At 72.4% G+C, this 23760-nt stretch carries 19 protein-coding genes; 7 read left to right on the forward strand and 12 right to left on the reverse strand.

The features are described 5' to 3' along the window. Positions 1–68 precede the first annotated feature (68 nt). From ACW62_RS00925 to ACW62_RS00945, 5 genes are all read left to right on the forward strand, one after another. Positions 69–2048, forward strand: coding sequence for a prolyl oligopeptidase family serine peptidase (locus ACW62_RS00925; protein ID WP_053202203.1), 1980 nt, complete (start codon positions 69–71; stop codon positions 2046–2048). 93 nt (positions 2049–2141) lie between these two features. Next, positions 2142–3374, forward strand: a complete 1233-nt coding sequence (locus ACW62_RS00930; RefSeq protein WP_053202204.1) for a sensor histidine kinase — start codon at positions 2142–2144, stop codon at positions 3372–3374. Further along, a complete protein-coding gene (locus tag ACW62_RS00935; protein ID WP_053202205.1) occupies positions 3371–4051 on the forward strand; it encodes a response regulator in 681 nt (226 codons plus the stop codon). Before ACW62_RS00930 ends, ACW62_RS00935 begins: the two co-directional genes overlap by 4 nt. Positions 4052–4205: 154 nt before the next feature. Then, positions 4206–4967 (forward strand): ABC transporter ATP-binding protein, encoded by a 762-nt coding sequence (locus tag ACW62_RS00940; RefSeq protein ID WP_240477190.1) that lies wholly within the window; start codon positions 4206–4208, stop codon positions 4965–4967. After that, positions 4964–7519 (forward strand): ABC transporter permease, encoded by a 2556-nt coding sequence (locus tag ACW62_RS00945; RefSeq protein WP_053202207.1) that lies wholly within the window; start codon positions 4964–4966, stop codon positions 7517–7519. The genes ACW62_RS00940 and ACW62_RS00945 overlap by 4 nt, the downstream gene beginning before the upstream one ends. A 515-nt stretch (positions 7520–8034) precedes the next feature. On the opposite strand, the gene ACW62_RS00950 is transcribed toward ACW62_RS00945, so the two are convergent. The 6 genes from ACW62_RS00950 to ACW62_RS00975 all read right to left on the reverse strand — a co-directional run bounded on the left by ACW62_RS00950 (position 8035) and on the right by ACW62_RS00975 (position 14531). After that, positions 8035–9105: an ABC transporter ATP-binding protein gene (locus ACW62_RS00950; RefSeq protein ID WP_053202208.1), complete on the reverse strand. Its 1071-nt coding sequence runs from the start codon at positions 9103–9105 to the stop codon at positions 8035–8037. Next, a complete protein-coding gene (locus ACW62_RS00955; protein WP_420843535.1) occupies positions 9102–10100 on the reverse strand; it encodes an ABC transporter ATP-binding protein in 999 nt (332 codons plus the stop codon). Before ACW62_RS00955 ends, ACW62_RS00950 begins: the two co-directional genes overlap by 4 nt. A gap of 2 nt (positions 10101–10102) precedes the next feature. Beyond that, positions 10103–11014 carry an ABC transporter permease gene (locus tag ACW62_RS00960; RefSeq protein WP_083458992.1) on the reverse strand — a complete coding sequence of 304 codons (912 nt, stop codon included), beginning with the start codon at positions 11012–11014 and terminating at the stop codon, positions 10103–10105. Positions 11015–11017: 3 nt separating this feature from the next. Further along, positions 11018–12022, reverse strand: a complete 1005-nt coding sequence (locus tag ACW62_RS00965; protein WP_053202209.1) for an ABC transporter permease — start codon at positions 12020–12022, stop codon at positions 11018–11020. Between the two features lie 4 nt (positions 12023–12026). Beyond that, the gene (locus ACW62_RS00970; protein ID WP_053202210.1) at positions 12027–13685 is read right to left on the reverse strand and encodes an ABC transporter substrate-binding protein; all 1659 of its coding nucleotides are present in this window, start codon (positions 13683–13685) and stop codon (positions 12027–12029) included. 168 nt (positions 13686–13853) lie between these two features. Further along, positions 13854–14531: an HAD family hydrolase gene (locus tag ACW62_RS00975; RefSeq protein ID WP_205629062.1), complete on the reverse strand. Its 678-nt coding sequence runs from the start codon at positions 14529–14531 to the stop codon at positions 13854–13856. Positions 14532–14966: 435 nt separating this feature from the next. On the opposite strand from ACW62_RS00975, the gene ACW62_RS00980 reads away from it, so the two are divergent. Next, the gene (locus ACW62_RS00980) at positions 14967–15275 is read left to right on the forward strand and encodes a hypothetical protein (protein ID WP_053202563.1); all 309 of its coding nucleotides are present in this window, start codon (positions 14967–14969) and stop codon (positions 15273–15275) included. A gap of 12 nt (positions 15276–15287) precedes the next feature. On the opposite strand, the gene metH is transcribed toward ACW62_RS00980, so the two are convergent. Then, entirely contained in the window at positions 15288–18764 is a 3477-nt protein-coding gene (gene metH, locus ACW62_RS00985) for a methionine synthase (protein ID WP_053202212.1), read from the reverse strand. A 169-nt stretch (positions 18765–18933) separates the two neighbouring features. On the opposite strand from metH, the gene ACW62_RS00990 reads away from it, so the two are divergent. Continuing rightward, positions 18934–19773, forward strand: a complete 840-nt coding sequence (locus tag ACW62_RS00990) for a PAC2 family protein (protein WP_053202213.1) — start codon at positions 18934–18936, stop codon at positions 19771–19773. A gap of 78 nt (positions 19774–19851) precedes the next feature. Here ACW62_RS00990 and ACW62_RS00995 read toward each other — a convergent pair whose 3' ends face one another. From ACW62_RS00995 to ACW62_RS01015, 5 genes are read right to left on the reverse strand one after another with little or no spacing between them, the layout of a single operon-like run. Then, positions 19852–20289 (reverse strand): GNAT family N-acetyltransferase, encoded by a 438-nt coding sequence (locus tag ACW62_RS00995; RefSeq protein ID WP_053202214.1) that lies wholly within the window; start codon positions 20287–20289, stop codon positions 19852–19854. A gap of 4 nt (positions 20290–20293) precedes the next feature. Further along, positions 20294–21496: a cysteine--1-D-myo-inosityl 2-amino-2-deoxy-alpha-D-glucopyranoside ligase gene (mshC, locus tag ACW62_RS01000; protein WP_053202215.1), complete on the reverse strand. Its 1203-nt coding sequence runs from the start codon at positions 21494–21496 to the stop codon at positions 20294–20296. 20 nt (positions 21497–21516) lie between these two features. Beyond that, positions 21517–22326, reverse strand: coding sequence for an SCO1664 family protein (locus ACW62_RS01005; protein WP_053202216.1), 810 nt, complete (start codon positions 22324–22326; stop codon positions 21517–21519). 4 nt (positions 22327–22330) lie between these two features. Continuing rightward, positions 22331–22891, reverse strand: a complete 561-nt coding sequence (locus tag ACW62_RS01010) for a DUF3090 domain-containing protein (protein ID WP_053202217.1) — start codon at positions 22889–22891, stop codon at positions 22331–22333. A 9-nt stretch (positions 22892–22900) separates the two neighbouring features. Beyond that, a complete protein-coding gene (locus ACW62_RS01015; protein ID WP_053202218.1) occupies positions 22901–23596 on the reverse strand; it encodes a histidine phosphatase family protein in 696 nt (231 codons plus the stop codon). Positions 23597–23760: the final 164 nt, after the last annotated feature.

Here is a 23760-nt window from a genome sequence, read left to right on the forward strand (position 1 = left end):
GCAGAACATCAGCATCCATATCCTGCACGATCGGCGCCACAAGCGGTCGAGCGCCGAGGATCACGCGCATGACGACCACGACCGCGGACCCGTACCGCTGGCTGGAGGCCGACGACGCCGACGTCCTCGCCTGGCAGCGCGCCCAGGCGGCCGCCGCCGGCGAGACCGTCGGCGCCTGGCCGCACCTCGACGCGCTGGCCGGGCTGCTCGGCCGGCTGAACGGCGGCCCGCCGCCGGCGCTGCCGGTCCCCGCCGCCGGCCGCTGGTTCCGGGCCGACGGCGCCGCCCTGATCGCGAGCGCCGAACCGCTCGGCCCGGGCGAGACAGTGGCCCGGCTGCCGGCCGGCGAGCGGGCCGCGTGGCTGGCGCCGTCGCCGGACGGGACGGTGCTGGCGGTCGGCATCGGGCAGGGCGGCGGCGAGGAGAACGCGATCCGGCTGCTCGACACCGGGTCCGGCGAGCCGCTCGGCCACGGCCCGGACCGGCTGCTGTTCGACGGGCTGCTGGGCGGCGTGAGCTGGCTGCCGGACTCGTCCGGGTTCCACTACCTCGGCATGACCGCGCCGGTGGACCGGTTCGAGCAGGCCATCTTCCGCTACGACCTGCGGTCGCGGACCGAGCACGCGGAGCCGATCCCGCTGCCGGCCCCGTCGCCGGACTACACGCTGATCCAGGCCGGCGACGGCCGCTGGACGGTGGCGGCGCACGGGCTGCTGACGCCGCTGCCGGTCGCCGTCCAGGACCGCACCGACCCGGACGGCGGCTGGCGGCCGTTCCTGACCGCCGTGCCCGGGGTCGACGGGCCACTGGTCGCGGGCTACCCGATCGGCGACGAGTACGTGGCGTGGACCGACGTCGGCGCGCCGCGCGGGGGGGTGGTCGCGATCCGGTTCGACGCGGACGATCCCGGCGACCCGGCCGGCTGGCGCGAGCTGCTGCCCGAGGGCGACGGCGTCATCGTGGCGCTGCTCCGCACGCGGGCGGCGCTGTACACCGTCGAGCTGGTCGACGGGCGCTGGTCGCGGGTGCGCGAGCTGGACGCCGCGGGCGGCCGGGTGCTGCCGCTGCCGCCGCGGGTGTCGGTGCGTACGGGCGTGGCGGCGCTGCACGCGCTGGCCCGGCCGGCCGGCGCGCCGGAGCTGCTGCTGCCCGCGTCGTCGCCGAGCCGGTCGTGGACGGTGTCCGGCTGGCGGCCGGGCGACGAGGTCCCGCGGCTGCTGGCGGACGCGGCCACCGGGCTGCCCGGCGCGGTCGTCGAGGAGCGGCAGGCGGTCGGCGCCGACGGCACGCTGATCCCGTACACCTGCCTGTACCGGCCGGACGAGTGCGGGCAGCGGCCGCGGCCGACGCTGATCACGGCGTACGGCGGGTTCTACCGCGCGCTGACGCCGGAGTGGTCGGACGACGCGGCGGCGGTCGCGGCGTCCGGCGGGCTGCACGTCTGGGCGCACACGCGCGGCGGCGGCGAACTGGGGCGGGAGTGGTGGGAGGGCGGCCGGCGGGGGCACAAGCAGACGGTGCTCGACGACCTGCACGCGGTCGCGGCGGACCTCGTCGCGACCGGCCGCGCCGACCCGGAACGCCTCGCCGTCGTCGGACGCTCGCACGGCGGCTGGCTGGCCGGCGCCGCCGTGGTGACCCGTCCGGACGTCTGGCGCGCGGCGGTGCCGCTGGTGCCGGCGCTGGACCTGATCACCGACCTGGAGACGCCGTACGGGAAGTACGTCACCGAGCTGGACTGGCCGGGCGGCGACGCCGCGGAGCACGTCGCCGCGCTGTCGCCGTACCACCTGATCCGTCCCGGCACGTATCCCGCCGTCTACCTCGCCGCCGGCGACCGCGACCCGCGCTGCCCCGCCTGGCACGCGCGCAAGTTCGCGGCCCGGCTGCAGGAGGCACAGCAGGGGCCGGGCGCCGTCCTGCTGCGGGTGCGCGAGAACGCCGGCCACGGCCTCACCTCCAGCGCCGCCGAGCGGCAGCGCGACGCGGCGGAATGGCTGGGGTTCGTCTTCGCCGAGCTCGGACTGGTCCCGCCGGTGTCGCCCTGACGGCGGCGGCGGTGGGTCATCCTGCCGGTGGAGGCCAGAGCTCGCCGTCGAGGACGAGCCGGAGACGGGGGCGGGCGGCCTACCGTTGATCGTGTGACGACGGCGCGCGCCAAGTTCTTCCCACGTATCGAGCCGTGGCTGCTCGACGCGTCGATCACGTTCGTCCTGGCCGTCACCGGCGTCGTCGCGCTGTTCGTGTACACCGATCCCAACGGCATCGAGTACGCCGACGCCGACGCGCTGGGGGTCGCGCTGGTGCTGGTCATCACGCTGCCGCTGATCGTCCGGCGACAGCACCCGGTGATCGTCGGGCTCTGGACGGCCGTCGCGACGCTGCCGTTCCTCGCGGTCGACTACGCCATGCCGACGGCGGCGGTCGTGCTGCTGATCGCCGTCTACAGCGCCGCCAGCTACGCCGGGCTGGGCGCGTCGGTGCTGGTCCTCGTCGTGCAGAGCGCGGTCTCCGTCGGCTACACGCTGGTCAACGTCGACCGTCACGCCGATCAGCAGGCGATGGGCGCCGGAGCAGGCCTGACCATCAGCGCGCTGGTGATCCTCGGCGTGTGGGGCATCGGCCGGGCCATGCGCAGCCGCCGCCTCTACACCGCCGAACTGGAGGACCGCGCCCGCCGCCTGGAACGGGCCAACGACGTCGAGGTGCGGGCCGCCATCACCGAGGAGCGTTCGCGCATCGCCCGCGAGCTGCACGACGTCGTCGCGCACCATGTGTCGGTCATGACGGTGCAGGCGGCCGGCGCCCGCCGCGCGCTGCACCGCGACGTCGAGCGCACGGCGGTCGCGCTGGAGGCGATCGAGGAGATCGGCCGGTCCGCGCTGGCCGAGATGCGCCGCGTCGTCGGCGTCCTGCGCACCCCCGACGGCGACGATCGCGGCGCCCATCCGGCCACGCTGGCGCCGCAGCCGGGCCTCGGCGACCTCGACTTCCTGGTCGAGCAGGTGCGCGACGCCGGACTGCCGGTCGACGTGACGGTCGACGGCGAGCCGCGCGCCGTGCCGGTGGGCGTCGACCTCGCCGCGTTCCGCGTCATCCAGGAGGCGCTGACGAACACCATCAAGCACGCCGGCCCGTCGGCCGCCACCGTCCACGTGCGCTACCTGCCGTCGGAGGTGCACGTCGAGGTCAGCGACGACGGCCACGGGGTGGCGACCGCGCTGGAGGGCCGGCGTCCAGGGCACGGCCTGCTGGGCATGCGCGAACGCGTGGCCCTCTATGGTGGAACCCTCGCGGCCGGACCCCGCCGCGGCGGCGGCTACGAAGTGCGGGCGAAGATCCCGTACGACAGTAACGGAGCGATGTCACGATGACGGCCCAGCCCATCCGCGTGCTGCTGGTGGACGACCAGCCGCTGCTGCGCACCGGTTTCCGCATGATCCTCGAGGCCGAGTCCGACATCGCCGTGGTCGGCGAGTCTGGCGACGGCGAGCAGGCGGTGGCCGACGCGCGGGCGCTGCAGCCCGACGTCGTCCTGATGGACATCCGCATGCCACGCGTCGACGGCGTGCAGGCGACCCGGCAGATCACCGGCGCCGCCCGCGAGACCACGCCGCGCGTCCTGGTGCTCACCACCTTCGACCTCGACGAGTACGTCGTCGAGGCGCTGCGGGCCGGCGCCAGCGGCTTCCTGCTCAAGGACGTCCCGGCCGAGGACCTGGTGACGGCCATCCGGACGGTGTCGCGCGGCGACGCCGTCGTGGCGCCGAGCATCACGCGCCGGCTGCTCGACATGTTCGCCAGCCGCTTCCCGGCCACCGACTCCCCCACCCCGGCGAACCTGGCGCACCTCACCGACCGCGAGCGCGAGGTGCTGACGCTGGTGGCGCGCGGCTACTCCAACGCCGAGATCGCGGCCGAGCTGGTCGTCAGCGAGACGACGGTGAAGACGCACGTCGGCAACGTCCTGACGAAGCTGAGCCTGCGCGACCGCGTCCAGGCCGCCGTCTACGCCTACGAGAGCGGCCTGGTCCAGCCCGGCGCGCTCTGACGCCGGGGTCGGTCGTACGCCCGCAGGACGGTTCCGGCCGGTGCCCTACTCCTCACGGTGGACCCCGCAGACAGTGCGGTTCGCCGATCATCCCGCCCCTTCCGGCCAATAGCGTGGAACCCGATCCACGAACCAGCTGACGAGGAGCGCACCGGTGACGACGGAACCCAGCTCGCCGCGCACGGCGGCCCACGCCGTTGACCTGACGAAGATCTATGGCAAGGACGACACCCGGGTGGTGGCGCTGGGCGGCGTGACGGTGGAGTTCGCCGCCGGCCGGTTCACCGCCATCATGGGCCCGTCCGGCTCCGGCAAGTCCACGCTCATGCACTGCATGGCCGCGCTGGACTCGTCGACGTCGGGTGAGGTGTACATCGGCGACACCGAACTGAGCGGGCTGAACGACAAGGCGCTGACCAAGCTCCGCCGCGACAAGATCGGCTTCGTGTTCCAGGCGTTCAACCTGATCCCCACGCTGACGGCGAAGGAGAACATCACGCTGCCGCTCGACATCGCCGGCCAGTCCATCGACAAGGAGTGGTTCGACAACGTCATCGCGACCGTCGGCCTGGCCGACCGGCTCGGGCACAAGCCGAACCAGCTCTCCGGCGGCCAGCAGCAGCGCGTGGCCTGCGCGCGGGCGCTGGTCAGCAAGCCCGAGATCATCTTCGCCGACGAGCCCACCGGCAACCTCGACTCCCGGTCGGGCACCGAGGTGCTGTCGTTCCTGCGCCGTTCGGTCCGCGAGTTCGGCCAGACCATCGTCATGGTCACCCACGACCCCAACGCCGCCGCCTACTCCGACCGGGTGCTGTTCCTCGCCGACGGCCAGATCGTCGACGAGCTGGCCGACCCGACGGCCGAGAAGGTGCTGGAGCGGATGAAGGGCTTCGACGCCGTGGGACAGCAGGCATGATCCGCGCGACTCTCAAGAGCCTGGCCGCGCGCAAGCTGCGGCTGGCGATGAGCGCGTTCGCCATCGTGCTGGGCGTGGCGTTCGTCGCCGGGTCGTACGTGTTCACCGACACCATCGACCGCACCTTCGACGACATCTTCGGCGGCCTGTCCTCCGACGTCGTCGTGCGGCCCGACCTCCCCGGCGAGGCCGACCTGTTCGCCGGCTTCGCCACCGGCACCACCACGACCATCCCGTCGGGCCTGGTCGACGAGGTCGCCGATCTCCCCGGCGTCGAGCGGGCCGACGGCGACGTCGAGAACCAGAGCTTCTTCGTCCTCGACTCCGACGGCGACGTCATGACCACGCAGGGCGCCCCCGGCATCGCCGTCAACTACCACGACGGCCCCGTGGCCGACGGCGCGCCGGTGCTCGAGCTGGTCGACGGCGAGCTGCCGTCCGGCCCCGGCGAGGTCGCGCTCGACGACCGCACGTTCGAGGACTCCGGCTACCAGCTCGGCGACGACGTCCAGTTCGTCGGCACCGGCGACGACCCGCGCGTGACGGCCGAACTGGTCGGCGTGGTCCGCTTCGGCGAGTCCGGCAGCCTGGCCGGCGCCAGCCTGTCGGTGTTCGAGACCGGCTATGCCCAGCAGCTGTTCCTCGACGGCGACGACGCGTTCAACCGCATCTCCGTCACGGCCGCCGAGGGCACCAGCGCCGAGCAGGTCCGCGACGAGATCAGCGCCATCCTGCCGGGCGACTTCGAGGCGCTGACCGGCGCCGACGTCGACGAGGAGACCGCGTCGGCGATCGAGGAAGGGCTCGGCTTCTTCAACACGTTCCTGCTGGTGTTCGCCGCCATCGCGCTGTTCGTCGGCGTGTTCCTGATCCTGAACACGTTCTCGATCCTGGTGGCGCAGCGCTCGCAGGAGATGGCGCTGTACCGCGCGCTCGGCGCCGGCCGGCACCAGGTCACGCGGTCGGTGCTGCTCGAGGCGTTCGTCGTCGGCGTCGTCGGCTCGACCCTCGGCCTGCTGCTCGGCCTCGGTGTCGCGCAGCTGCTCAAGACGGTGTTCGGGGCGTTCGGGCTGGAGCTGGCCGGCGGGCTGGTGCTGCAGCCGCGCACCGTCGTCATCTCCTACGTCGTCGGCATCGTGGTCACCATGGTGGCCGCGTACGTCCCGGCCCGGCGGGCGTCGAAGGTCCCGCCCATCGCGGCCATGCGCGACGACGTCGTCTCCACCGAGTCGTCGCGCCGGGTGCACCTGTGGGTCGGCGGCGGCCTGACGCTGCTCGGCGCGGCGGCCATGGCCACCGGCCTGTTCGCCGACGTGAACGACGCGGCGCTGATGGTGGGCGCCGGCATCTTCGCGGTGTTCATCGGCGTGGCGCTGCTGGCGCCGGTGCTGGCGACGCCGGTGCTGCGGGTCGTGGCCGGCTGGTACCCGAAGGCATTCGGCACCGTCGGCCGGCTGGCGCGTGAGAACGCCCTGCGCAACCCGCGCCGCACGGCGGCCACGGCGTCGGCGCTGATGATCGGCATGGCGCTGGTCACGGCCATCTCCATCGTCGGCGCGTCGGCCAACGCGACGGTCGACAAGGCCCTCGACGACGGCGTCCGCGCCCAGTTCGTCGTCTCCAACGCGGTCGGGCAGCCGTTCTCCCCCGGCATCGCCGAGCAGGTCGGCCAGGTCGACGGCGTCGACGAGGTGGTGTCGGTGCGGATGTCCGGCGGCCTCGTCGACGGCGACCAGACGTTCCTGCAGTCGTTCGACCCGGTCGCGTACAGCCGGGCGGCCGACCTCGAGCTGGTCGCGGGCACCGACGAGCTCGGCCCCGGCCAGTTCCTCATCGGCGAGGACCAGGCCGAGTCGAAGGGGCTGTCCGTCGGCGACACCGTCCGGCTGCAGCTGCCCGGCTCCGACGAGGACATCGAGCTGGCCGGCATCTACGCGCAGTCGCCGCTGCTGGCCGGCGGCGTGGTGGTCAGCCAGCAGACGCTGGCCGACGGCGCGGTGCCGTCGCTCGACTCCATGCTCTACGTCATCGCCGACGACGGCGCCGACCTCGCCACCGTCCAGGACGGCCTGAAGGCGGCCACCGCGGACGTCCCGACGGTCACCGTCCAGGACCAGGACGAGTACAAGCAGCAGTCCCGCGACCAGGTCAACCAGCTGCTGTTCCTGGTATACGCGCTGCTCGGGCTGGCGGTGCTGATCGCCGTGCTCGGCATCGTCAACACGCTGGCGCTGTCGGTCATGGAGCGCACCCGCGAGGTCGGGCTGCTGCGGGCGGTCGGCCTGAGCCGGCGCCAGCTGCGGCGCACCATCCGGCTCGAGTCCATCGCCATCGCCGTTCTCGGCGCCGTCCTCGGCGTCGCGCTCGGCCTGCTGTTCGGGGTATCGCTGCAACGCGCCATCGCCGACGACGGGCTCGAGGTGCTCTCGGTCCCGGGCGGTCAGCTGATCGTGTTCGTCGTGCTCGCCGCGGTGGTCGGCGTGCTGGCCGCCGTCTGGCCGGCCCGCCGCGCCGCCAAGCTCGACGTGCTGCGCGCCATCACGACGGAGTGACGCACCGGTGACGGGGGTTGCCACGGCCTCGGGTCGTGGCAACCCCCGCCAACCATGATCATCATCAACCGATGGCGACACCATGACGTCGCTGACCGTTGATGATCACGTCGCTGCCTGGCAACGCCACCGCCTGAAGTGACGCAGGTCGGGCGGTCCGTGGTGCCGAGTCTGCCGTGGCACCCCTCCGCCGAGTCGCCGGGGTAGGGCGGGCACTTCACGCGGGGCGGGTACACCTCACTCGCGTCAGCACCGCATGGCCGGCGATGACGAGGCCCATCCGGCGCCGTGGCGGGTGAAGTGCCCACCACGCGAGTGACGTCAACGATCTGGGCCGTCGAACGGCCACCGGACACCGGCCAAGGCCGGCCCGCCGCGCCGCCAAGCTCGACGTGCTGCGCGCCATCACGACGGAGTAGCGGGCCGGCCGTCGGCAAACGATCAGGTGACGTACCGCCCCGTTCCCGCGCGGCGACGTCACCTGATCGTTTGTAGCGGGTCGGCGGGCCTCGGCGTCAGGCCGCGGGGTCCGACGCGTGCTGCGGGTTCGGCGCGACGACGGCGGCGGCGTCGGGGCGGATGCGCCCGGCCTCGATCTCCTCGGCCCAGTGACAGGCCACCGTGTGCGCCTCCGGATGCCCGGGAACCGTCCGCAGCGCCGGCCGCTCGTCGGCGCAGCGGGTCGGCTGCCGGAACGGGCAGCGGGTGTGGAAGCGGCAGCCGGCCGGCGGGTCGGCCGGCGACGGCAGGTCGCCCTGCAGCAGGATCCGCTGCCGGGTGTCCTCGACCTCGGGGTCCGGGATCGGCACCGCCGACATCAGCGCCTTCGTGTACGGGTGCAGCGGCGTCGCGTACAGGTCGTCCGACGGCGCCTGCTCGACCAGCCCGCCCAGGTACATGACGGCGACGACGTCGGCGATGTGCCGGACGACGGCGAGGTCGTGCGCGATGACGAGGTAGGTCAGCCCGAGGCGGTCCTGCAGCTCCTCCAGCAGGTTCACCACCTGCGCCTGGATCGACACGTCCAGTGCGGACACCGGCTCGTCGGCGACGATCAGCTGCGGCTCCAGCGCGATGGCCCGGGCGATGCCGATGCGCTGGCGCTGGCCGCCGGAGAACTCGTGCGGGTACCGGTTCGCCGCCGACGCCGGGAGGCCGACGACGTCGAGCAGTTCGCGCACCCGGGCGGCGTGGTCGCCGCCGATGCCGTGGGCGCGCAGCGGCTCGCTCAGCACCGACTGGACGTTCTGCCGCGGGTTGAGGCTGGCCATGGGGTCCTGGAAGACCATCTGGAGCTGCCGGCGCATCCGGCGCAGGTCCTCGCCGGCCAGGTTGTGCAGGTCGGTGCCGTCGAAGGTGACGGTGCCGGCGGTCGGCTCGACCAGCCGCAGGATGGCCCGGCCGAGGGTGGACTTGCCGCAGCCGGACTCGCCCACCAGGCCGACGGTCGCGCCGCGCGGGATGTCGAGGTCGACGCCGTCGACGGCCTTCACCGAGCCGATCTGCCGTTCGATGAGGATGCCGGACCTGATCGGGAAGTGGACCTCGAGCCCGCGGACGGAGAGGAGGACGTCGTCGTCACTCATGCGGACACCTCCTCGGACTCGGTGAGCGGGTTCAGGCAGCGCAGCGACCGGCCGGCGTACGACTCCAGCGGCGGCGGCCCTTCGGTGCAGGCGTCGACCCGGTTCTGGCAGCGCGGCGCGAACGCGCAGCCGCGGTCCCAGCGCAGCACGTCCGTCGGCGAGCCCGGGATCGGGTGCAGCGGGGCGCCGCGCGGCGCGTCGAGCCGGGGCACCGACCCCAGCAGCCCGCCGGTGTACGGGTGCCGCGGCCGCGCGAACAGCTCGCGCCGGCCGGCCGACTCGACCACCCGGCCGGAGTACATGACGTGGACGGTGTCGCACAGCCCGGCGACGATGCCGAGATCGTGCGTGATCAGCACCAGCGCGGCGCCGGTGTCCTGCACCAGTTCCTTGAGCAGCTCGATGATCTGTGCCTGGATGGTGACGTCGAGCGCCGTCGTCGGCTCGTCGGCGATCAGCAGCCGCGGCTGGCAGGCCAGCGCCATCGCGATCAGCGCGCGCTGGCGCATGCCGCCGGAGAGCTGGTGCGGGTACTCCTTCAGCCGCCGGGTGGGGTCCGGGATGCCGACGCGGGCCAGCAGGTCCGCGGCCGCCGCCCGCGCCTTCTCGCCGTGCAGGTCCTGGTGCCGTTCCAGCACCTCGGTGACCTGCACGCCGATCGGCACCACCGGGTTGAGCGACGACATCGGGTCCTGGAACACCATGGCGATGTCGCGGCCGCGGATGTCGCGCAGGCGGTCGCGCGGCAGCGTCAGCAGGTCGTCGCCGTCGAACAGCACCTGGCCGCCGACCTGCACGCCGCGGCGCGGCAGCAGCCCCATGACCGCCAGCGACGTCACCGACTTGCCGCTGCCCGACTCGCCCACCAGGCTGACGGTCTCGCCCGGCCGGACGGTGAACGAGACGCCGTCGACGGCGCGCACCGTCGGCCCGCCCTTCCGGGTGAACGTGACGGACAGGTCGCGGACGTCGAGCAGGGGTTCGGTACTGGTCACGCTCACCGCCGGTACTTGGGGTCGATGGCCTCGCGAAGCCGCTCGCCGAGCATGGTGAAGCCCAGCGCGGCGATGACGATGGCGATGCCGGGGAAGAACGCCAGGTGTGGCGCGGAGGCCAGGTAGCGCTGGGTGTCGGCCAGCATGCGGCCCCACTCCGGGACGCGCGGGTCGGCGCTGCCCAGGCCCAGGAACGACAGCCCGGCCGCCTCGATGATCGCCGTCGCCAGTGTCAGCGTCGCCTGGACGATGACCGGCGAGATCGAGTTCGGCAGGATGTGCCCGAACACGATCGGCCGGCGCCGGACCCCGACCGACACCGCCGCCAGCACGTAGTCGGACCCGCGCTGGGACAGCATCTGCCCGCGCAGCAGCCGCGCGAAGACCGGGATGTTGATGATGGCGATGGCGATCATCACCGACCACAGGCTGGCGCCGAGCAGCGCGGCGATCGCGATCGCCATCAGCAGCCCGGGGATCGACAGCATGACGTCGACGATGCGCATGACGACGGCGTCGACCTTGCCGCCGAACGCGCCGGCGAGGACGCCGAGCAGCAGGCCGCCGGCCATGCCGACCAGCGTCGCCACGACGCCGACCAGCAGCGACTGCCGGGCGCCGTACACGACCCGGCTGAACTCGTCGCGACCGGACGCGTCCAACCCGAACCAGTGCTCCGCGGACGGGCCGGGGATGTTCGTCGGCGTGATGATGCCGCGGCCGGGCTGGGCGTCCGGCGCGTACGGCGCGATCAGCGGCGCGAAGACCGCGACCAGCACGAAGAACGCGATCAGGCCGAACCCGACCAGCGCGACCGGGTCGCGGCGCAGCCGCTTCCAGGCCTCCTTGCGCAGGTTGCCGGCCGGCTGTTCGACCTGCTCGGACTCGGTCGCCTCGATCTCGGACAGGCTCATGTGTCACCTCACCCGCACTCGTGGGTCGATCAACCCGTAGGAGACGTCGACCAGCAGGTTCACGATGACGTATATCGCGGCGATCACCAGGATGAACCCCTGCAGGACGGCGTAGTCGCGGTTGCTGATCGCCTCCGCGATGAACCGCCCGACGCCGTCGAAGGCGAACACCGTCTCGGTGAGGATGGCGCCGGAGAACAGCAGCCCGGCCTGCAGCCCGATGACGGTGACCACCGGCAGCAGCGCGTTGCGCAGCACGTGCCGGCGGGTGATGGTGCGCTCCCACAGCCCCTTGGCCTCGGCCGTGCGCACGTAGTCCTCGTGGACGACGTCGAGCACGCTGGCCCGGGTGATGCGGACGATGACGGCCAGCGGGATGGCGCCCAGCGCTATGGCCGGCAGCACCAGGTGCATGATCGCGTCCCAGCTGGCCTCCGGATTGCCCGTGATCAACCCGTCCAGCACGTACAACCCGGTCGGATGGTCCGCGTCCATGCGCGGGTCCTGCCGCCCCTGGGTCGGGAACCAGCCCAGCTGGACGCTGAACACGTACTTGAGGATGTAGGCCAGGAAGAAGACCGGCACCGCGACGCCCAGCAGCGAGCCGGACACCGAGAGGTTGTCCAGCCAGCTGCCGTACTTCCGCGCCGCGAAGTAGCCGAGCGGGATGCCGATGCCGATCGCGAAGATCAGCGCCGCGACCGCCAGCTCGAACGTGGCCGGGAAGGTCCGGGCCATCTCCTCGGCGACCGGCCGGTTGGTCCGGGCACTGTTGCCGAAGTCGAGCTGCACCGCGGCGCTGACGAACTTCCAGTACTGGACGTACCAGGCATCGTTGAGCCCGTAGAGCGACTCGATGCGGGCGACGGACTCGGCGGTCGCGCGCTCCCCCAGGAGGGCCTGGGCCGGCCCTCCCGGGAGCGCACGCAACCACACGAACAGCAGCACCGACAGCCCGAACAGGATCGGGACGAGCAGCAGCAACCGCCGTACGACGAACTTGAGCATCTGGTCAGTCGACCGTGATGGTCGCGAAGCTCTCGTTCGACAACGGGTCGGGCACGAAGCCGGTGACGCCCTCGCGGAAGGCGATGGCCGGCTCACTGTGGACGTACGGGATGCCCGGCAGGAAGTCCATGATCATCCGGTTGGCCTCCTGGTACAGCGCGGTGCGGGCGTCCTGGTCGGTCTCCGCCTCGGCCTCGTCGAGCTTGGCGAAGATCTCCGGGTTGTCGAAGCTGCCGAACTGCGGGTTGACGTCCTGGAAGAACGTGCCGACGAAGTTGTCCGGGTCACCGAAGTCGCCGTTCCAGCCGAGCAGGAACATCGGCGTCCCGCCGGTCTGGGTGGCGTCCAGGTAGTCCGGGTTCCACGGCGCGGTGTGCGGCTCGATGGTGAAGCCGACCGCCTCCAGGTCCGCCGCCATCAGCTCCCAGTTGGCCTGGGCGTTGGGCATGTACGGCCGCGAGACGTCGGTCGGGTACCAGAACGGCAGCGTCAGGTTGGTGACGCCGGACTGCGCGATCAGCTCGCGCGCCTTGTCCGGGTCGTACTCGTAGGTCGTGACGTCGTCGGCCCAGCCGAACAGCTCCGGCGGCACGAACTGGGTGGCGCGGACCGCACCCTCGGGGTAGTTGGTCTGGATGACGTTGTCGAAGTCGATCGCGTGCGCGATGGCCTGCCGGATCTGCAGGTTGTCGAACGGCGGGACGTTCTGCTGGAAGCCGAGGTAGGCGACGTTGAACGCCGGGCGGCGCAGGATCTGGAAGCCGCTGGACTCCAGCAGGTCGACGTCGGCCGGGTCGACCAGGTCGTAGCCGTCGACCTCGCCGCTCTCCAGCGCCTGCCGCCGGGCCGGGCCGTCCGGGATGACGGTGAAGATCAGCTCGTCGACCTTCGCCGGCTCCTCCCAGTAGTCGTCGTACTTGGTCAGCCGCACCTCGGAGCCGCGCTCCCAGGACTCGAACTGGAACGGGCCGGTGCCGACCGGGTGCTCGTAGCCGAACGTGCCGTCGAAGGACGGGGCCTCGCCGGTGCCGCTGACGGCGTCGGCCTCGAACTCCTGCAGCGCGGCCGGGCTGGCGATGGTGAACGCCGGCATGGCCAGGGCGGACAGGAACGCCGACGACGGCCGCGACAGCGTGATGACCGCGGTCTGTTCGTCCTGGGCAGTGCAGCCGGTGTAGAGGCTCTGGCCCATGGCCGGGTCCTCGTTGGCGGCGAACCCGCCCATCACGGTGCCCCAGTAGTAGGAGACCGCGGGGCTCTGCAGGACGCCGGCGAAGTTGTACCAGCGCTCGAAGTTGAAGCAGACGGCTTCGGCGTCCAGCGCCTCGCCGTCGTGGAAGGTCACGCCCTCACGCAGAGTGAAGGTCCAGGTCAGGCCGTCTTCGCTGGCTTCCCACGACTCGGCCAGGGCGGGCTCGATCTCGGTGCCGCCCTCCTCGCTGCGGACCAGGCCCTCGAAGATCTGGTTGATCACACGGGCGGACTCGCCGTCGCTGATCAGTGAGCCGTCCAGGATCACCGGATCGGCCGAACCGGCGAACACGAGTGTGCCGCCACTGTCACCCGAGGCGGAGCCCTCGTCGTCGTCTCCGCCACACGCCGTGAGCGCCAGGGCCAGTGCACCGGCCGCCGCTCCCGCGGCCAGCCTGTGGTTCAGGCTCATGCCACGCATGTCACACCTCACACAGTCGACTGCCGGGCGGTGTTTCCGACCGGTTGGCCTGTGACAGTACTTCGTGTGGGTGTGATGGACAGTCACCGAGTTGTCAGGAAGACATCGCGATTTCGCAACATTCCTTCGAAATAAACCATGCGAAATGACAGTGTGACATTACACCGGATCGAGCCTCGACTCCTCGAACAAGGCGAGCAGGTCAGCGGCCCGGACACCGTCGAGCGAGTCGATGACGACGAGGCCCGGCTCGGGCACCGCCGCGACGGCGTTCGGCACCGACAGCACCAGCGCCCCGGCGGCCAGTCCGGCGGCCGCGCCACGCGGCGAGTCCTCGACGACGACGCACCCGGCCGGGTCGACGCCGAGCTCGCGCGCCGCCGTCAGGTACGGCTCGGGGTGCGGCTTGCCGTTGGTGACCTCGTCGCCGGTGACGACGGAGCCGAACAGCCCGCCGGGCAACTGGGCGACGACGGCCTCGGTCAGGCTCCGGTACGACATGGTCACCAGCGCCTGCGGCACGCCGAGCGCCCGCAACTCGGTGAGCAGTTCGAACCCGCCCGGCCGCCAGGTGACGCCGTCGGCGATGCCGGCCAGCACCTCGCCCACCATGTGCTCGACGATCTGCGCCGGCGTCATCGGGATGTTGCCGGCCGCGCGGATGTAGGCGGCCGCCTCCAGCAGGTCGCTGCCGACCAGGGCCAGGCTGTCGGCGTGGGTCCAGGTGCCGCCGTGGCGCCGCACGAGCGCCTCCTCGGCGCCCATCCACAGCGGTTCGGTATCGACGATGGTGCCGTCCATGTCCCACAGGACGGCGGCAGGCAGAGGCGAAGTCACGTACTCCATGGTCCCATGCCGCCGCCGCGGCGCCCGAACGCCTTGGCCGGCAGCCGCTCTCGAGCAGCTCCACGCCGGCAGCCGCGGTCGTCCTCGATGGCCGGGGCCGTCTTCGACACCTGCAGACCACGGCTCCCGACATCGACGACCGCCACCATCGACGACGACCCGCACGCTCGACGCCACCCGGCTCCGGCGGCGATCCCACCCTCGAATTCCACGCGGCGCTTGACGGATGCTCGGTCAGCGGGAACCGTGGGTGGTGCGAGCGGCTCGTCAACCGGCGTGTGTCGGCCGGGAGAGGATCGATAACCCCGCCGTACGATCGCGGTCCGGCCAGCGGCCCGCCGTCTCCAGGCATCGGCGTCGATGCCGATCCCCATTTCACCGAAGAGCGGGTGCGCTGGTGCGCGCCCTGCGGAGGTGCGTTTCACCATGCTCACACTCACCCAGAACGCCGCTGCGGTCATCCGCAACATCGAGGCGCGTGACGACATGCCCACCGGCACCGGCATGCGCATCGCGGCCAATCCCGACGGCGGCCTCGACCTCGAGCTGCGGCCCGCGCCGGAGCTGGGCGACCAGGTCCTCGACGACGCCGGCGCGCGGCTGTTCCTCGACCAGGACGCGGCCGCCATCCTCGACGACAAGGCGCTCGACGCCTCGGTCGACCCGGAGGGCTCGGTGCGGTTCGCCGTCACCGAGCAGGCCGGCCGGCCCGAGGGCAACGGCATGCCGCACTGACGGCGTCCGCCGTCAGGTCGCGTTGAAGTACTTCGCCTCGGGGTGATGCACGACCAGCGCGTCGGTCGACTGCTCGGGGTGCAGCTGCAGTTCCTCGGAGAGGTTCACCCCGATCCGCTCGGGCCGCAGCAGCCGGACCAGCTTGACGCGGTCGGCGAGGTCCGGGCAGGCCGGGTAGCCGAAGGAGTAGCGCGAGCCGCGGTACTCCTGCTTGAGGATGCCGCCCAGCTCGTGGTCGTCCTCGGCGCCGAAGCCCAGCTCGCCCCGCACCCGCGCGTGCCAGTACTCCGCCAGCCCCTCGGTGAGCTGCACAGACAGCCCGTGCAGTTCCAGGTAGTCGCGGTAGGAGTTGGCGGCGAACAGCTTCGCCGTCGCCTCGGCCACGCCTGAGCCCATGGTCACCAGCTGGAACGCGACGACGTCGATGTCGCCGGACTCGCGCGGCCGGAAGAAGTCGGCCAGGCAGAGGCGGCGGTCGCGGCGCTGGCGCGGGAACGAGAACCGCTCCAGCTCCTTGCGGTGGTCCTCGGGGTCCAGGACGACGAGGTCGCGGCCCTCGGAGACGGCCGGGAAGTAGCCGTAGACGACGGCCGCCTCCAGGATGCTCTCGGTGTGCAGGCGGTCCAGCCACATGCGCAGCCGCGGCCGTCCCTCGGTCTCGACCAGCTCCTCGTAGGAGGCGCCGTCGCGGCTGCCCTTGAGCCCCCACTGGCCCATGAACGTCGCCCGCTCGTCCAGGTAGGCGGCGTAGTCGGCGAGGTGCAGGCCGCGCACCACCCGGGTGCCCCAGAACGGCGGCGCCGGCACGGCGTTGTCGGTGGCGACGTCGGAGCGGACGTCGTCGCCGTCGTCCTCCTCGCGGACGACGGTGGTGCGGGCGACGCGGCGCTTGCGCAGCGCGGGCAGCACGTCGGCCAGTTGCTTGTCCGGGTCGGTGCGGACGCTGGCGACCGCGTCCATCAGCCGCAGCCCTTCGAACGCGTCGCGGGCGTAACGGACCTCCCCCGCGTACAGCTCGGCGAGGTCGTCCTCGACGAAGGCCCGGGTCAGCGCCGCGCCGCCGAGGATGACCGGCCAGCGCGCCGACAGCCCGCGCTGGTTGATCTCCTCCAGGTTCTCCTTCATCACGACCGTGCTCTTCACCAGCAGGCCGGACATGCCGATGACGTCGGCGTCGTGCTCCTCGGCGGCGTCGATGATCGCGTTGATCGGCTGCTTGATGCCGAGGTTCACGACGCTGTAGCCGTTGTTGGACAGGATGATGTCGACGAGGTTCTTGCCGATGTCGTGGACGTCGCCCTTGACGGTGGCCAGCACGATGGTGCCCTTGCTGCCGTCGTCGCCCTCGACCCGCTCCATGTGCGGCTCGAGGTGTGCCACGGCGGCCTTCATGACCTCCGCGCTCTGCAGCACGAACGGCAGCTGCATCTGGCCGCTGCCGAACAGCTCGCCGACGGTGCGCATGCCGTTGAGTAGCGTGTCGTTGACGATCGCCAGCGCCGGCTTCTCGGTCAGCGCCTCGTCGAGGTCGCCCTCCAGGCCCTTGCGCTCGCCGTCGATGATGCGCTGCTCCAGCCGCTCGAACAGCGGCAGGCTCAGCAGCGCGGCCGCCCGGTCCTCCGTCGTGGACGTGACGCCCTCGAACAGCTCCAGGTAGCGGGTGAGCGGGTCGTACTCGGGGGTGCGCCGGTCGTACACGAGGTCGAGCGCGACCTGGTACTGCTCCTCCGGGATGCGCGACACCGGCAGGATGCGGGCGGAGTGGACGATCGCGGAATCCAGGCCGGCGGCGACGCACTCGGCGAGGAAGACGGAGTTCAGGACGGTGCGCGCGGCCGGGTTGAGGCCGAACGAGACGTTCGAGACGCCGAGCGTCGTCTGCACCGCCGGGTGCCGCCGCTTCAGCTCGCGGATCGCCTCGATGGTCTCGACGCCGTCGCGGCGGGTCTCCTCCTGGCCGGTGGCGATCGGGAAGGTCAGCGTGTCGACGATGATGTCCTCGACGCGCATGCCCCACTCGCCGGTGAGCTGGCCGATCAGCCGCTCGGCGACGCGGACCTTCCACTCCGCCGTCCGGGCCTGGCCCTCCTCGTCGATGGTCAGCGCGACGACGGCGGCGCCGTGCTCCTGGACGATCGGCATCAGCTTGCGCAGCCGCGACGTGGGGCCGTCGCCGTCCTCGTAGTTGACCGAGTTGACGACGCTGCGCCCGCCCAGGCACTCCAGGCCGGCCTCGATGACGGCCGGCTCGGTGGAGTCGAGCACCAGCGGCAGCGTGCTCGCCGTCGCCAGCCGGGCGGCCAGTGTGCGCATGTCGGCGGCGCCGTCGCGGCCCACGTAGTCGATGCAGAGGTCGAGCAGGTGCGAGCCGTCGCGGGTCTGCGCGCGGGCGATCTCGACGCAGTCGTCCAGGCGGCCCTCCAGCATCGCCTCACGGAACGCCTTGGAGCCGTTGGCGTTGGTGCGCTCGCCGATGGCGAGGTACGAGGTGTCCTGGCGGAACGGGACGTGCTGGTAGAGGCTGGCGGCGCCGGCCTCGTCGCTGGGCGTGCGCGGGGTGAGCTCGCGGCCGCCGACCCGCTCGACCACCTGGCGCAGGTGTTCCGGCGTCGTGCCGCAACAGCCGCCGACCAGCGACAGCCCGTACTCGGCGGTGAACAGGTCATGCGCGTCGGCCAGCTGCTGCGGCGTCAGCGGGTAGTGCGCGCCGTTCGCCGTCAGCTCCGGCAGGCCGGCGTTGGGCATGCAGGCCAGGCCGGTGTGCGAGTAGCGGGCGAGGTGGCGCAGGTGCTCGCTCATCTCGGCCGGGCCGGTGGCGCAGTTGAGGCCGATGTGGTCGACGCCGAGCGGGGCGAGCGCCGTCAGGGCGGCCCCGATCTCCGAGCCGAGCAGCATGGTGCCGGTGGTCTCGACGGTGACGTTCACCATCAGCGCGACGTGACCGGCGCCGGCCGCCGTCATGGCCCGGCGGGCGCCGATGATCGCGGCCTTCGCCTGCAGCAGGTCCTGCGCGGTCTCGACGAGAACCGCGTCGACGCCGCCGGCCAGCATGCCCTCGACCTGCGTGCGGTACGCGTCGCGGAGCGTGGCGAAGTCGACGTGCCCGAGCGACGGCAGCTTCGTGCCCGGGCCGACGCTGCCCAGCACCCAGCGCGGCCGGTCGGCGGTCGACCAGTCGTCGGCGACCTCGCGGGCGAGGCGGGCGCCGGCCTCGGCCAGCTCGTGGATCCGGTGGGAGATGTCGTACTCCCCCAGGTTCGCCCAGTTGGCGCCGAACGTGTTCGTCTCGACCGCGTCGACGCCGACCGCGAAGTAGGCGTCGTGGACGCTGCGGACGACGTCGGGCCGGGTGACGTTGAGGATCTCGTTGCAGCCCTCATGACCCTCGAAGTCGTCCAGCGTCAGCTCGGCCGCCTGCAACATGGTCCCCATGGCGCCGTCGGCCACCACGACGCGCCGGGACAAGGCTTCCCTCAGACTCCCCCGCATCTCGACAGAGTAGAGCCGTCCGGCCTGCTCACAAGGAATCGTCCGGCATGCGGACGATTCGTCTCTGATGCTGGGACGGGACTCCGCGCGCCTTTCCCGTCGGGGAGCCGTAGTGTTGGTCGGGAGGACGACGGGGGTTGTGACCCTTCCAGGCAGGGAGACGAGCGCGATGGAGAATGACGGAGCGCGGCAGTTGCGCAATCCTGTCCTGATCGCCGCATTCGAGGGGTGGAACGACGCCGGGGAGGCCGCGACGGCCGGGATCGAGCACCTGGAGAGTGTCTGGAACGCCGGCTCGGTGGCCTCGCTCGACCCCGACGAGTACTACGACTTCCAGGTCAACCGCCCGCTGGTCAGCGTCGACGACGACGGCAGGCGCAGCATCGAGTGGCCGACCACCCGGCTGTCGGTGGTGAGCATCGAGGAGCACGGCCGCGACATTGTGCTGCTGCGCGGCATCGAGCCGAACATGCGGTGGCGGGCGTTCTGCGCCGAACTGCTGTCCGTCGCCACCGACCTCGGCTGCGAGCAGGTCGTCACGCTCGGGGCGCTGCTGGCCGACGTCCCGCACACCCGGCCGGTGCCCGTCACCGTCTCGGCCAGCGACTCCGACCAGACCGAGTCGCTCGGGCTGGAGCAGTCCCGCTACGAGGGGCCCACCGGCATCGTCGGCGTGTTCCAGGACGCCGCCGCCCGGGCCGGGCTGAACGCCGTGTCGCTGTGGGCGGCGGTCCCCCACTACGTCGCCCAGTCGCCGTGCCCGAAGGCCACCATGGTGCTGCTGCAGCGCGTCGAGGACCTCCTCGGCCTGCCGGTCCCGATGGGCGACCTCGCCGAGCAGGCCGAAGCCTGGCAGCACGGCGTCGACGAACTGGCCGAGGAAGACTCCGACGTCGCCGAGTACGTCCGCCGGCTGGAAGAAGCCCGCGACACCGTCGACCTCCCCGAGGCGTCCGGCGAGCACATCGCCCGCGAGTTCGAGCGCTACCTCCGCCGCCGCGACAGCTGACGGTCTAGCCGGGGCCACCATGATCATCAACGTTTTGAGGTGCTATGACAGCGCAAAAGGTTGATGATCATGTACTCCTTAGGGCAGGTCACGGAGGAAGCGTGACGACGCGCCGGCCTGGTCGGCGTAGCCGCGGCCGCGGTAGAACGTGTGCGCCTCCGTGCGGCGGTCGGAGCTGGTGACCTCCATGCGGACGCAGCCGTGGTCCGCGGCGAACGACTCGGCCTCGGCCACCAGCCGCGCGCCCACGCCGCGGCCGCGGGCGTCGCCGTCCACGACCAGGGCCGTGATGCGGGCCCACGCGCCGTCGCGCTCGAAGAACGGGCAGACCTGCACCGCGACGACGCCGAGCACGTCGCCGCCGTCGTCGGCCACGTAGGCGGCGCTGGACGGGTCGCGCGACCACGACCGCAGCCGCTGCGCCGTCCCCGCGGTGCCGTCCTGCGGGTAGCCGAGCTGCTCCAGCAACTCCGCGACGGCCGCCGCGTCGGTGCCGCGGGCGGGACGGATCAGCACCGGCTCAGAGGGAGACGCCGAGGAGGGCGTCGATGGTGGCGGCGACGACGGCGGGAGCGGCCGGGTCGGTGCCGGGCGTCGTCGTCCAGTGGTCGATGGCGGCCAGCGCACCGGGCGCGTCGAGGTCGTCGGCGAGGCGGTCGCGGACGGCGGCCAGCACCGGTTCGGCGGGTGCGCCGCTGCCCGCGGCCACCGCCGTGCGCCAGCGGGCCAGCCGCTGCTGAGCGGCCGTCAGCACGGATGCCGACCACTCGCGGTCGGCGCGGTAGTGGCCGGACAGCAGCGCCAGCCGGACGGCGGCCGGCTCGACGCCGTCGGCGCGCAGGCCGGAGACGAAGACCAGGTTGCCCAGCGACTTCGACATCTTCTCGCCGTCGAGCCCGACCATGCCGGCGTGGGCGTACAGCGACGCGAACGCGCCGGCGACGACGTGGGAGTGCGACGCGGACATCTCGTGGTGCGGGAAGATCAGATCGCTGCCGCCGCCCTGGACGTCGAACGGCACGCCGAGGTATTCCATGGCGATGGCCGCGCACTCGACGTGCCAGCCGGGCCGGCCGGGGCCGAACGGGCTGTCCCACGACGGTTCCCCCGGCCGCGCCTTCAGCCACACCAGCGGGTCGAGCGGGTCCTTCTTGCCGGGACGGTCCGGGTCGCCGCCGCGCTCGGCGAACAGCGCGCGCATCTCCGCCTCCGGCAGCCGCGACACCGCGCCGAACGCGGGGTCGGCGCGCACGGAGAAGTAGAGGTCGCCGTCGAGCTCGTACACCGACGGCTCCATGCGCTTGATCAGCCGGATGATCAGCGGGATCGCTTCGACGGCGCCGACGTACGACGACGGCGGCAGCACCCGCAGCCAGGCCATGTCCTCGGTGAACAGCCGGGTCTCGGTGTCGGCCAGCTCGCGCCAGTCCTGCCCGGTCTCGGTCGCCCGGTCGAGCAGCGGGTCGTCGATGTCGGTGATGTTCTGGACGTAGCGGACGTCGTGCCCGCCATCGCGCCAGACCCGGTTGAGCAGGTCGAACGCCAGATACGTGGCGGCGTGCCCCAGGTGCGTGGCGTCGTACGGCGTGATGCCGCAGACGTACATGGTGGCCACCTGCTCCGGTTCGACCGGGCGGACGGACCCGGTCGCGGTGTCGTGCAGACGGACCGGCAGGCCGCGCCCGGGCAGGGCGGGCACGTGGGGGGCAGACCAGGCTCGCATGATCTGCTCAGCCTAGATGTTCAGAACACCGGCCACGGAACCGGCATCCGCCCCTCGGGACTGGGCATCGTCCCGCGGGCGAGCAGCGCGTCGATGCGGGCCGTCGTCGCCGCGACCTCCTCGTCGGTCAGCAGCTCGCTCAGCGTCGTGCCGAGCGCGCCGCCGGCCAGCGCCCGCAGCCGCTCCAGCTCGGACCGCTCGGCGCCGGTGAGCGCGGACCCGGCCCAGCCCCACAGGACGGTGCGCAGCTTCGGGTCGACGTTGAAGCAGACGCCATGGTCGACGCCGACGACTCCGGCGACGGACGGCGCGACGGACCGGTCGCCGGCCAGGACGTGCCCGCCCTTGCGGTCGGCGTTGTTGACGACGGCGTCGAAGACGGCCAGCCGGCGCAGCCCGGGATCGTCGGCGTGCACCAGCAGGACGGGCGAGCCGTCGCCGTCGACCGCCTCGAGGATGGGCAGCCAGCCGCCGGCCGGCGGCGCCGACGCGGGCACGACGTCGACGCGGCCGGCGCCGAGTTCCGCCTCGCCCTGGTCCATCCACGCCTGGCACATGCCGGCGCCGAACGGCCCGTCCGGGCGCAGCACCGTCGGCGGCACCACGTGCCAGCCGGCCGCCGCGGACACCTCGTACGCCGCCGCCTCACGCGCGGCCAGCGTGCCGTCGGGGAAGTCCCACAGCGGCTGCTCGCCGCTGACCGGCTTGTACACGCACCGCACAGACGCGTCGCCGTGCGTGATGCGCCCGAGCAGAGTGAGGTTGGACGCGACGACGAGCCTGCCCTCGACGGTCAGCTCGCCCTCGCGGAGCAGGCTCAGCAGGTCCACGGGGTCAGTCCCGCCGCCGGTAGCCGTTCTGCCGGGGGCAGACGTGCCCGGCCGGGTCGAGCGGCAGGCTGCACAGCGGGCACGGCGGGCGCCCGGCGGCGACGACGGCCTGGGCCCGCTTGACGAACGCCCGGGCGGCCGGGCCGGTCAGCCGCACGACCATGACGTCGCGGTCGGACTCGTCGGGGTCGTCCGGCGGCTCGGTGTCGTCGTCGACGGCGGCGTACGCGGCCATGACGATCTGCTCGTCGTCGGTGTCCCAGCGCAGCGTCATGGCGCCGACGCGGAACTCCTCGACGATCGGCTGCTCGAGCGGCTCGAGGTCGTCGAGGTCGGCCGGCGCGACGGCGGGGACGGTGGTCATCCCGCCGGCCCGGCGCAGGATCTCGTCGAGCATGTCGTCGACCCGCTCCGCGAGCACCGACACCTGCTCCTTCTCGAGCAGGACGCTGATCAGTTTCGTGGCGTCGCGGGCCTGGAGGAAGAACGAGCGCTCACCGGGTCGCCCGACGGTTCCGGCGATGAAACGTTGGGGCTGGTCGAATCTGTACACCTGCACGGCCACCGGGAAAGCCTATCTCGCGTCGCCCGCTCCCCCGCCGACGACGGCGTCGCCGCGGGTGGCGCGCCGGCGCCGCCGGGCCGGCGGCCGGAGGAAGCCGAGGTCGCCGCCGGTGTCGTTGACGCGCAGCACGAACGGCCGCTGCTCGGTGAACGTGACGACCGACACCGAGCACGGGTCGACGACCAGCCGCTGGAAGTGGTCGAGGTGCATGCCCAGCGCGTCGGCGAGCACCGCCTTGATGACGTCGGCGTGCGAGACGGCGAACCACACCGCCTCGAGCCCGTGCTCGGCGGCCAGCTCGGCGTCGCGGCCGCGGACGGCGTCGACGGCGCGGGACTGGACGGCGCGCAGCGACTCGCCGCCGGGGAACACCACGCCGGACGGGTGCTCCTGGACCACCTTCCACAGTTTCTCGCGACGCAACTCAGCCAGCGAGCGGCCGGTCCAGTCGCCGTAGTGGCATTCGGTCAGGCCGTCGTCGGTGACGACGTCGCGGCCGCCCGCGATGGCCGTCGCCGTCTGCACGCACCGCTCCAGCGGGCTGCTGACGACCGCCGCCGGGCGCACCGCCTCCAGCCGCCGCGCGAGCGCCACCGCGCCCTCGCCGCCGATGTCGTCGAGGCCCACGCCAGGCGTGCGCCCGGCCAGCACGCCCGCGACGTTGGCGGTGGTCCGGCCGTGGCGGATCAGGACGACTGTGGGCATGTGGGAAGCCTACGAGGAGTACCGATCGCATGAACATCTGCCCAGGGGGTCGCGCGCGTCACCGAAATGGGTTATCAAGTCTTCAGACAAACGTCTTCGTCGCGGGGACCGTTCGGCCCATCCGGGCCTCACGTGCCGTGGCACGGGGAGGGGACACGACGCGG

Origin of the sequence: Jiangella muralis (assembly GCF_001270745.1) — a bacterium.
In the GTDB taxonomy this organism is placed as follows: Bacteria; Actinomycetota; Actinomycetes; order Jiangellales; family Jiangellaceae; genus Jiangella; species Jiangella muralis.